Source organism: Polaromonas sp. (assembly GCF_029945895.1).
GTDB lineage: Bacteria > Pseudomonadota > Gammaproteobacteria > Burkholderiales > Burkholderiaceae_C > Polaromonas.
On sequence record NZ_JAQSDL010000122.1, the window covers coordinates 97779 to 105749 of the forward strand.

General features: G+C 62.0%; 9 protein-coding genes. 5 read left to right on the plus strand and 4 right to left on the minus strand.

What is annotated here, in order from left to right; all coding sequences use genetic code 11:
• Positions 1-28 precede the first annotated feature (28 nt).
• Genes PSV33_RS19820 through PSV33_RS19830 form a run of 3 tightly spaced genes read left to right on the plus strand, consistent with a single transcriptional unit; the run spans position 29 to position 3222 of the window.
• A complete protein-coding gene (locus PSV33_RS19820; protein WP_300564509.1) occupies positions 29-1111 on the plus strand; it encodes a branched-chain amino acid ABC transporter permease in 1083 nt (360 codons plus the stop codon).
• 28 nt (positions 1112-1139) lie between these two features.
• Positions 1140-2291, plus strand: coding sequence for an ABC transporter substrate-binding protein (locus PSV33_RS19825; protein WP_300564512.1), 1152 nt, complete (start codon positions 1140-1142; stop codon positions 2289-2291).
• A gap of 52 nt (positions 2292-2343) precedes the next feature.
• A complete protein-coding gene (locus PSV33_RS19830) occupies positions 2344-3222 on the plus strand; it encodes an alpha/beta hydrolase (RefSeq protein ID WP_300564515.1) in 879 nt (292 codons plus the stop codon).
• A 113-nt stretch (positions 3223-3335) separates the two neighbouring features.
• Here PSV33_RS19830 and PSV33_RS19835 read toward each other — a convergent pair whose 3' ends face one another.
• From PSV33_RS19835 to PSV33_RS19850, 4 genes are all read right to left on the minus strand, one after another.
• The gene (locus tag PSV33_RS19835; protein WP_300564518.1) at positions 3336-3767 is read right to left on the minus strand and encodes a GNAT family N-acetyltransferase; all 432 of its coding nucleotides are present in this window, start codon (positions 3765-3767) and stop codon (positions 3336-3338) included.
• Positions 3768-3874: 107 nt separating this feature from the next.
• Complete coding sequence (locus PSV33_RS19840) at positions 3875-4255, minus strand: type II toxin-antitoxin system PemK/MazF family toxin (protein ID WP_300564520.1); 381 nt, start codon at positions 4253-4255, stop codon at positions 3875-3877.
• 877 nt (positions 4256-5132) lie between these two features.
• On the minus strand, positions 5133-5375 hold the full coding sequence (locus PSV33_RS19845; RefSeq protein WP_300564522.1) for a hypothetical protein: 243 nt from the start codon (positions 5373-5375) through the stop codon (positions 5133-5135).
• An 11-nt stretch (positions 5376-5386) separates the two neighbouring features.
• A complete protein-coding gene (locus PSV33_RS19850; protein ID WP_300564524.1) occupies positions 5387-6082 on the minus strand; it encodes a ProQ/FINO family protein in 696 nt (231 codons plus the stop codon).
• 221 nt (positions 6083-6303) lie between these two features.
• Here PSV33_RS19850 and PSV33_RS19855 point away from each other — a divergent pair, with 221 nt between their 5' ends.
• Positions 6304-7086, plus strand: a complete 783-nt coding sequence (locus PSV33_RS19855; RefSeq protein WP_300564526.1) for a DUF4189 domain-containing protein — start codon at positions 6304-6306, stop codon at positions 7084-7086.
• A gap of 163 nt (positions 7087-7249) precedes the next feature.
• Positions 7250-7971, plus strand: a 722-nt coding sequence (locus PSV33_RS19860) for a tetratricopeptide repeat protein (RefSeq protein ID WP_300564528.1), incomplete at its 3' end; no start/stop codon positions are given.

Here is a 7971-nt window from a genome sequence, read left to right on the forward strand (position 1 = left end):
GACAAGCTCAGGGCGAACGGGACATCACATGCTAACGAGACTGCTCTCCAACGACTTCCCGCGCAGCCGCGTGCTGGCCGTGATTCTGGTCGGCCTGCTGCTGGCCCTGGCCTTTGCGCCCTTCATCTTTCCCGGCGTCAAGGCCCTGAGCGTCGCTGCCAAGGTGCTGGTGTTCATTGTGCTGGTGGCCAGCTTTGACCTGCTGCTGGGCTACACCGGCATCGTCAGTTTTGCGCACACCATGTTTTTTGGCATCGGTGCCTATGGCATTGCGATTGCGAGCACCCGTCTGGGCGCGACCTGGGAGGCGCTGGCCGTGGGCCTGCTGTCGTCGCTGGTGCTGTCTTTTCTGCTGGCGCTTGCCGTGGGCCTGTTCTCGCTGCGCGTCAAGGCCATCTTTTTTGCGATGATCACGCTGGCGGTCGCCTCGGCCTTCCAGACCCTGGCCTCGCAGCTGTCGGAGTTCACCGGTGGCGAGGACGGCCTGAGCTTCAAGGTGCCCGAGCTGCTGTCGCCCAGCATGGAGTTTTTCGAGCAGCCCTTCCTCGGCGTGTCCATCGACGGCCGCCTGCTGTGCTACTACCTGCTGTTCGTGATCACCCTGGTGTCACTGCTGGGCCTGCTGCGCATTGTCAACTCACCTTTTGGACGCGTGTTGCAGGCCATCCGCGAAAACGAGTTCCGCGCCGAAGCCATCGGTTACCGCGTGGTGGTCTACCGCACCACGTCCAGCGTGCTGTCGGCGCTGTTTGCCACCGTCGCCGGCGCCATGCTGGCACTCTGGCTGCGCTACAACGGACCGGACACCTCGCTGTCCTTCGAAATCATGATCGACGTGCTGCTGATTGTCGTGATCGGCGGCATGGGCACGATTTACGGCGCAGCCATAGGCGCGGCGCTGTTCCTGGTGGCGCAGAGCTACCTGCAGGACCTGCTGCGCCTGGGCAGCGAAGCCGCAAGCAGCCTGCCGTGGCTGGCCGCCCTGCTGTCGCCCGACCGCTGGCTGCTCTGGCTCGGCGTCCTGTTTGTCCTATCGGTGTATTACTTTCCCACCGGCGTTGTGGGGCGGCTCAGGGCCGTGCGTAGTCAGGGAGCAACCCCCCGGACCTGAATGCCAGGCCACAAGCAGGAGACAAATCATGAGAACAACCTTGAAGACATGGGGCCGACAGACCTTGGCCGCGCTGGCCCTTTGCGGGCTCGGCGGGGTGGGCGGGGTGGCGCAGGCGGCTGATCTGGTCATTGGCCAGGTGGCGCCGCTGTCGGGCGTGCTGGCCAGCACCGGTCACCAGATGGTGGTGGGCGGCAAGATCTATTTTGACCACATCAATGCGCAGGGTGGGGTGCACGGCGCCAAAATCCGCCACGAGGTGGTGGACGACGGCTACAAGGTGCCCGAGACCGTGCGCCTGACGCGCGAGATGCTGGCCAAACCCGAGGTGGTGGCGCTGTTCGGCTTTGCCGGCACGGCCAACGTGACGCAGCTGCTGACAGACGGCGTGCTCGATGTCGGCGGCGCTGCGCTGGTGGCTCCGTACACCGGCGGCGAGTCGCTGCGCAACCCGTTCAACCCCTGGATCTTTCATGTGCGCGCCGGCTACGCTGACGAGACCGAGCACATGGTGCAGCAGGTGACGACGCTGGGCATGAGCCGCATCGCGGTGATGTACCAGGACGACGGCTTCGGAAAAGCCGGTCTGCTGGGCGTCGAAAACGCGCTGGCCAAACGCAAGCTCAAGCTGGCCGCGGCGGCTGGTTATGAGCGCAACACCGACAAGGTCGAAGAAGCGGTCAAAAAGATCAAGGCGTCGGACGCGCAGGCCATCATCATGATTTCGGTCAACAAGTCCACGGCGGCCTTTGTCAAGCTCTACCGCGAGACAGGTGGCGGTGCGCAGCTCTACAACATCTCGGTGGTGGACCCGGCCGAACTGGTCAAGCTGGCCGGCCTGAAAAACGCTCACGGGCTGGGCATCAGCCAGGTGGTGCCTTACCCCTTCATGCCGAACACACCGGTGGTGCGCGAATACCACGCGTTGCTGAAAAAATACGCGCCCGGCGAAGTTGTCAACTACACGAGTTTTGAAGAGTTTGTAGGCGCCAAGGTGCTGGTGGAAGCCCTGCGGCGCGCCGGCCCCAACCCGACGCGGGCCAGGGTGGTCAAGGCGCTGGAGTCCATGAACAGCTTCGACACGGGCGGTGTTGTCGTCAACTATTCACCCGCCAACCGCATCGGTTCACGGTATGTGGAAGTGACCGTGATCGGCAGCACCGGCAAGCTGCTGAAGTAGCCGTTGCGGCGCGCATCCAGGTAAGAAGAGATCAAACAAGAGAGTCCGCTTCATGCACTTCACGTCCGAATACCTGACCTGCGCTGGGCGCGAGATCCACTACACAGAGTGGGGCCGCCAGCACAGCGCCACCGTCATCGCCTGGCACGGGCTGGCCCGCACCGGACGCGACATGGACGAACTGGCAGCGCACCTCAGCGACCGCTACCGCGTGATCTGTCCCGACACCATTGGGCGCGGCCTGAGCCAGTGGAGCCCCGACCCGAAAGCCGAATATCAGCTGGCGTTTTACGCGCGTATTGCGGCAGACCTCTTTGAGCAACTGCATATCGACAAGGCGCATTGGGTCGGCACGTCCATGGGCGGCGCCATCGGCACGGTGTGCGCCTCCGGCCTGTTCGAGCCCGCCATGAAAGGCCGCATCCAGAGTCTGGTGCTCAACGACACGGCGCCGCAGATTGCCGACCCGGCGGTCGCGCGGATCAGGTCCTATGCCGGCAACCCGCCGGCTTTTGACACCATGCTGGCGCTCGAGGCCTTTTTCCGGCAGGTCTACAAGCCTTATGGCTGGCTGAGCGACGCGCAGTGGCGCCGCATGGCGGAAACCTCGGTCCGCCGTCTGCCCGACGGCCGCCTGACACCGCATTACGACCCGGCCATGGTGCAGCAGTTCACCCACCACCCGGGCGACTACCTGATCTGGGAGCATTACGACGCGCTCGAGATTCCCGTGTTGTGCCTGCGCGGCGCCGAGTCCGACCTCGTGCTGCGCGAGACCACCACCGAGATGCAGGCCCGCGGCCCGGGCGCCGCAGGCCGGCTGCAGGTGGTCGAAGTGCCCGGCTGCGGCCATGCGCCCGCGCTCAATGTGCCCGATCAGCTGGATCGGGTGGCCGCATTCATTGACGCAGCAGCGCTTGCATGCTCATGAATTGATAGCTGCTTGCGCCCGTGTGTAAAGGGCTGGAGGCCGATTTGATGCATGGACTTAAGGCGCTGCGCTCTTTTGACTCGCCATGGCGAGCCTGACCCGCCACCCCTGGGTCATGTCTCGTTGATATAGCCGCGTGCCAGCGCACCCGCCTGGTCGTCGAAGATGGCCATGGCGGTTGTCATGCGCCTGAAACCCAGCTTTCGATAGAAACCTTCCTTGCCGGGAACCGCGTAGAGAATGATTTTGCGGTGGCCGCGCGACAGCTCCACGAGATGACTCACGATCTGCTTGCCCAGCCCGGTGCCCTGGTGGCTGGGCAGCACCGCAACGTCGCAGATGTAGGCACAGTCCACGCCGTCCGCCAGCACGCGGCCTGCGCCGACGAGTTTGCCGTCGTCATGGACAAAGCAGCGAAACAGGCTGTTCGTGAAGACGGTTTGCAGGCTGGCAGGGCTCTTGTTGCCGAGTGGTGCGGCTGCGTACAGCGCCGAGAGTTCGTGCCAGTCAATGCCGGTTAGCTGGGCGGTCCAGGTGAGGGTCATACCGGGACAGCTTCAATGACAGCCATGTCGGCTGATGATTTTTTGCGTATCAGAATGTTCATGATGCTCCGGTGCGAGGAGGGTTATCACCTGAGTCAGGCCGCTGCTCAGCGACCCCGGAAATGCGACACCTGTAGAAAGCGTAAGGCTGCAATGACCTGATCCACGCGAAGGCTGGAAAGCGACCCGATACGATCACCCAAACGGCTCTTGGGGATACTCGAAACTTGCGAGGCAATCACCACACTTTGCCGCTCCAGACCTCCCTCGCCCGCATCCAGGAGAACGACCCCAGGCTCAGACGCCCGCTTGAGGTTTGAACTGAGTGAACACACCACAACGGTAGCAATCCTGGAATGGTTAAAGACGTCACCTTGGACCACGACATGCGGGTGAGGCGAACCTGAAATGGACCCAATCGATTCGTCCGCAGCAACCCAGAAAATGTCCCCATAGTTAATCTGCGGCCCCGCCTCATCCTGTTGCATTTTGCTCCTCAATCCGCCGCGACAACGTTCCGTCTGCGGCATAACGTTGGAGGCCACCGGCACGCAGCAAGAGCCGCGCAGCGGCAACCTGCTGCTGTGTGTCCGTGTGGGCCGACATGTTAAACCGCATTGGATGGCAACGGCACGGAGCCTCTCAGTGGACCACTTGCCTGAGGACAGGCATCAAGATGAAGATATTTGCGAAAGGGGCAAGCAACAGGCCGAGGCCAGGCCACATGAGTCCCCCACTACGCAAGGCGCCACTCTGCATGACCCGCCATAGCACCCCAGATAGAAAAGCTAAAACACCCACGACTGCCAGTGCCCACCCGAGCTGCAGCACCCACACGGAGACGGAAGCGCTACTGACGAGAAGAAGCACCGCAACGAGGTTGTGTACCCAGCTTCGAGTTGACGCGGCGGTCGCAAGAACCACAAGTGCCACAACGACCACGATCGCAAGAAGCCGAGGGATGTAAAGGACGGCGGTAGCCGACATGAGTAGGTTCTGGAACAACGCTCTGTTCTCCTTGATGCTGTTTAACGTAATTTAGACCGCAAAACCTGCGGTGTAACTTGTCGGCTGCGGTATAAAACGGGCATCAAATTCACCCTCAAGTTGTTGTCAGTAAACAGTTTTCTACGCATGGCGCTTTTCTGTCAGGTCGATAAAAAGCCGCCAAACACCGCATGATTCCAGGCAGGGTATGGGAGTGGCACATCCTCCAAAAGAAGGACGGTGCGGCGGCAACCCATCCCCGGACTGCGCGCCACGTCAACACCATCATTCACAGGCGCCTGCCTGCTTCAATCCGAAATCTCGCGGATCAGGGCGTCGATTTGCTGCCGCCGGGTCGAGTGGTTATTGGACGACACTTCAAGGCTTGAGCAGCGTGGCGTTGATCACCGATTCGTCGGGCACCGCAAAGGTTGTGTTGTGCATGTGGGTCAACGGCCCACCCCCTGGGATCACATGACCCGCGTCATCGCAACCGACGGCCTTGAACTTCCATTGGCCCCCAATCAGCTTGAGGTTGCCCACATGCTCTTGAGTGCCAGCCATCACGCGGTACACGCCGTCATTGACCTGGCTGAGTGTCAAGGGCGACAGGGCTGCCATGGCTGCTGTTCTCAGGCCTTGATCGCCGCAGCCAGCTCGCGTTTGTCGATGCCGTACATGTCGGCAAATTCGTCGGCGGTCTTGCCGCTGCTTTCAAACGTGCGGCGCAGTGCTTCGCGTTTGGCCAACTTCTGGTCGCGCTCGGCGAAGGCTTCTTCCAGCAGGGCGGTGGCCGCTGCGTCATTGGTTTGCACCCGGGCCTGGTAGTCCTGCCGGGTCAGGCCACTGGCCTCGAAAGCGGCCATCAACTGCGCACGGAATTTGGGCCGCAGGTCCTCGCGGGCGCGGGCCTGGCGGCGGCGGAACAGTTCGAGCAGTGAGAGGTAGACATGTTCGGCCGCCACGTCGTCACCCGCCTGGCCCTGAAGGTCGTGGCGCTTGTTGCCGGCGGTCACGCATTGCAGGTAACGCGTGGAGCGTGTATGAATGCCCAGCGCCGCCTTGAGGCTGTCGCGCTGGAAGTGTTCGGGGTGCGCGGCCAGCAGCTCCTGAAAAATGCCGAGCTTGAGCGGCAGGAAATGGGTGCCGAAGAGGTGCGGGTAGAGCTCGAACAGCTTTTCGAGCACGGGTTGCACCGAACGCGAACGACCCGCTGCGGGGGTGGGTTCGCCTGCCGGCTCAATGTGTGGCTGCCCGGCGGGCGTGATCCCGTCCGCTGGAGCGGTTTCACCGGGAACTGTGCTTGTTTCTGAAGGGGTCATGGTCATGGGGCATCTTTGGGGCAACCCGTGATTGTCAACCAAACGGCCCGGCCCTTGTGTAAACCCCATGTTCATGGGGTCTGAATTGTCACCCGCTTCCGGTTTTTGGCTGCTCCGGGCATTCATAATTTGGCTGTCAGGCGGGAAGGGACTCCCCATGCCAAGCCTGCCGCGCGCTCCGGGTTATTTGCGCCTTGTGTTCAAAATATTTCTGACAGGAAACCACCATGATTTCTGGAATGAAGGCTGTCACAGCCAGACTCGTTTTTGCCTTGCTGCTTTCGTTTGTCGGAGGCCAGGCCATGGCCGCGGGTGCGCTGGCCATTGACAGCCTGCAGGGTGAAAAATACGGGTTCTCCTTCAACCACCCGACGACCGACCAGGCCGAGCAGCGTGCCTTGCGGGAGTGTGGTTCGGACTGTGCCGTGGTGCTGCGCTTTCGCGCCGAATGCGGCGCCTATGCGGCCGACCAGGCCAAGGGCTCCAATGCTTACGGTTGGGGCACCGGTGCGACGAGTGCGATCGTCCAGCAGCGCGCGCTGTCGGAATGCCGGGCCAAGGGCGGGTCAAGCTGCAAGGTCCGTTCATGGGGCTGCGATGCCACCAAGGCCTCATCCGACCAGGATGCAGGGTCCAGGGACAACAACACCGCCAGCACGGAACTCCAGATGCAGGGTGACTGGGAAGTGGACTATGCCGGGTCGGCCGGATTCCCCTACAGGGGAACCTTGCGAGTCAATGAGAAATCCGGCAACGGCGTCTATCGGGGCGTGATGGTTCTGGCTTACACCAATAACCAGGGGCAATCGAAGAAGATTCAGCAGAACATGCTGATCACGGTTCGCGGAAACACCGTCACGATCAAGGGCAGCAATCCTGTCTACCTGCAGGGTTCGGGCAACTACGACCCCGACAACTACACCATGACCATCGGCAGTTCCAATGTCCTGCGTGGCCAGAACAACGACGCCGGCGGCGCTGGCGGTTCCGTGGTGATTACCAGAAGGTAACAAACCCGAGCCGCACTGCGGTTGCCAGCGGACGCCCGCTGTGCCAAAACCGCCGTTGCCCGATATAAAATCCGGGCGAATGACAAACCGCCGTCCGCCCCCTTCGCAGCCCAGGGGGGGCCGGGCGTCTGATCCGCAAAAGTCAGCTGCTGAGGCGCAACGCATGGCTGCCAAGCTGACGGCGGCGGTCGCTCTGCACCAACAGGGAGGTCTCGCGCAGGCCAAACTGATGTACGCCGAGATATTGCAGGCGCAACCGAGGCACTTTGACGCCTTGCAGTTGTTGGCGGCGATTGCAGTGCAGCAAAAAGATCCAGAAGCAGCGCTTGTCCTGTTTGGGCACGCGCTCGAGATCAATCCCGACAATGCCGCTGTACTCAGCAACCAGGCGTCCGCCCTGCTGGACCTGAAACGTTACGAAGAAGCGCTGCAAAGCTGTGATCGCGCCTTGAAGAGCCGGCCTGACTATGCCGAGGCGTTGAGCAACCGCGGCAACGCCTTGTGGGCAATGAACCGTGCCGCGGAGGCGCTGGTCAGTTATGACCGCGCCTTGAAGATCAAGCCGGATTATCCCGAGGCGCTGAGCAGCCGGGGTGCCGCACTGCGAACCCTGGGCCGCCCACGTGAGGCACTGGAAAGTTATGACCGCGCGCTTCAACTCAGGCCTGCCTACGCTGAAGCGCTGAACAACCGGGGCGCTTCCTTGCAGGAATTGCGGCACCCCGCTGAGGCGCTGGACAGTTATGCCCGGGCCCAGATGGTCCTGCCCGTCTATGCAGACGCCCACATGAACGAAGCCCTATGCCGCCTGATGCTTGGCGAGTTCGAAATGGGCTGGCAGAAATACGAATGGCGCTGGAAAAAAGAGCCGGGACTGTCCATGGC

Coding starts and splice junctions, on each gene's coding strand:
- PSV33_RS19820 (WP_300564509.1), top strand. CDS start 29: ATGCTAACGAGACTGCTCTCCAACGACTTCCCGCGCAGCCGCGTGCTG.
- PSV33_RS19825 (WP_300564512.1), top strand. CDS start 1,140: ATGAGAACAACCTTGAAGACATGGGGCCGACAGACCTTGGCCGCGCTG.
- PSV33_RS19830 (WP_300564515.1), top strand. CDS start 2,344: ATGCACTTCACGTCCGAATACCTGACCTGCGCTGGGCGCGAGATCCAC.
- PSV33_RS19835 (WP_300564518.1), bottom strand. CDS start 3,767: ATGACCCTCACCTGGACCGCCCAGCTAACCGGCATTGACTGGCACGAA.
- PSV33_RS19840 (WP_300564520.1), bottom strand. CDS start 4,255: ATGCAACAGGATGAGGCGGGGCCGCAGATTAACTATGGGGACATTTTC.
- PSV33_RS19845 (WP_300564522.1), bottom strand. CDS start 5,375: ATGGCAGCCCTGTCGCCCTTGACACTCAGCCAGGTCAATGACGGCGTG.
- PSV33_RS19850 (WP_300564524.1), bottom strand. CDS start 6,082: ATGACCATGACCCCTTCAGAAACAAGCACAGTTCCCGGTGAAACCGCT.
- PSV33_RS19855 (WP_300564526.1), top strand. CDS start 6,304: ATGATTTCTGGAATGAAGGCTGTCACAGCCAGACTCGTTTTTGCCTTG.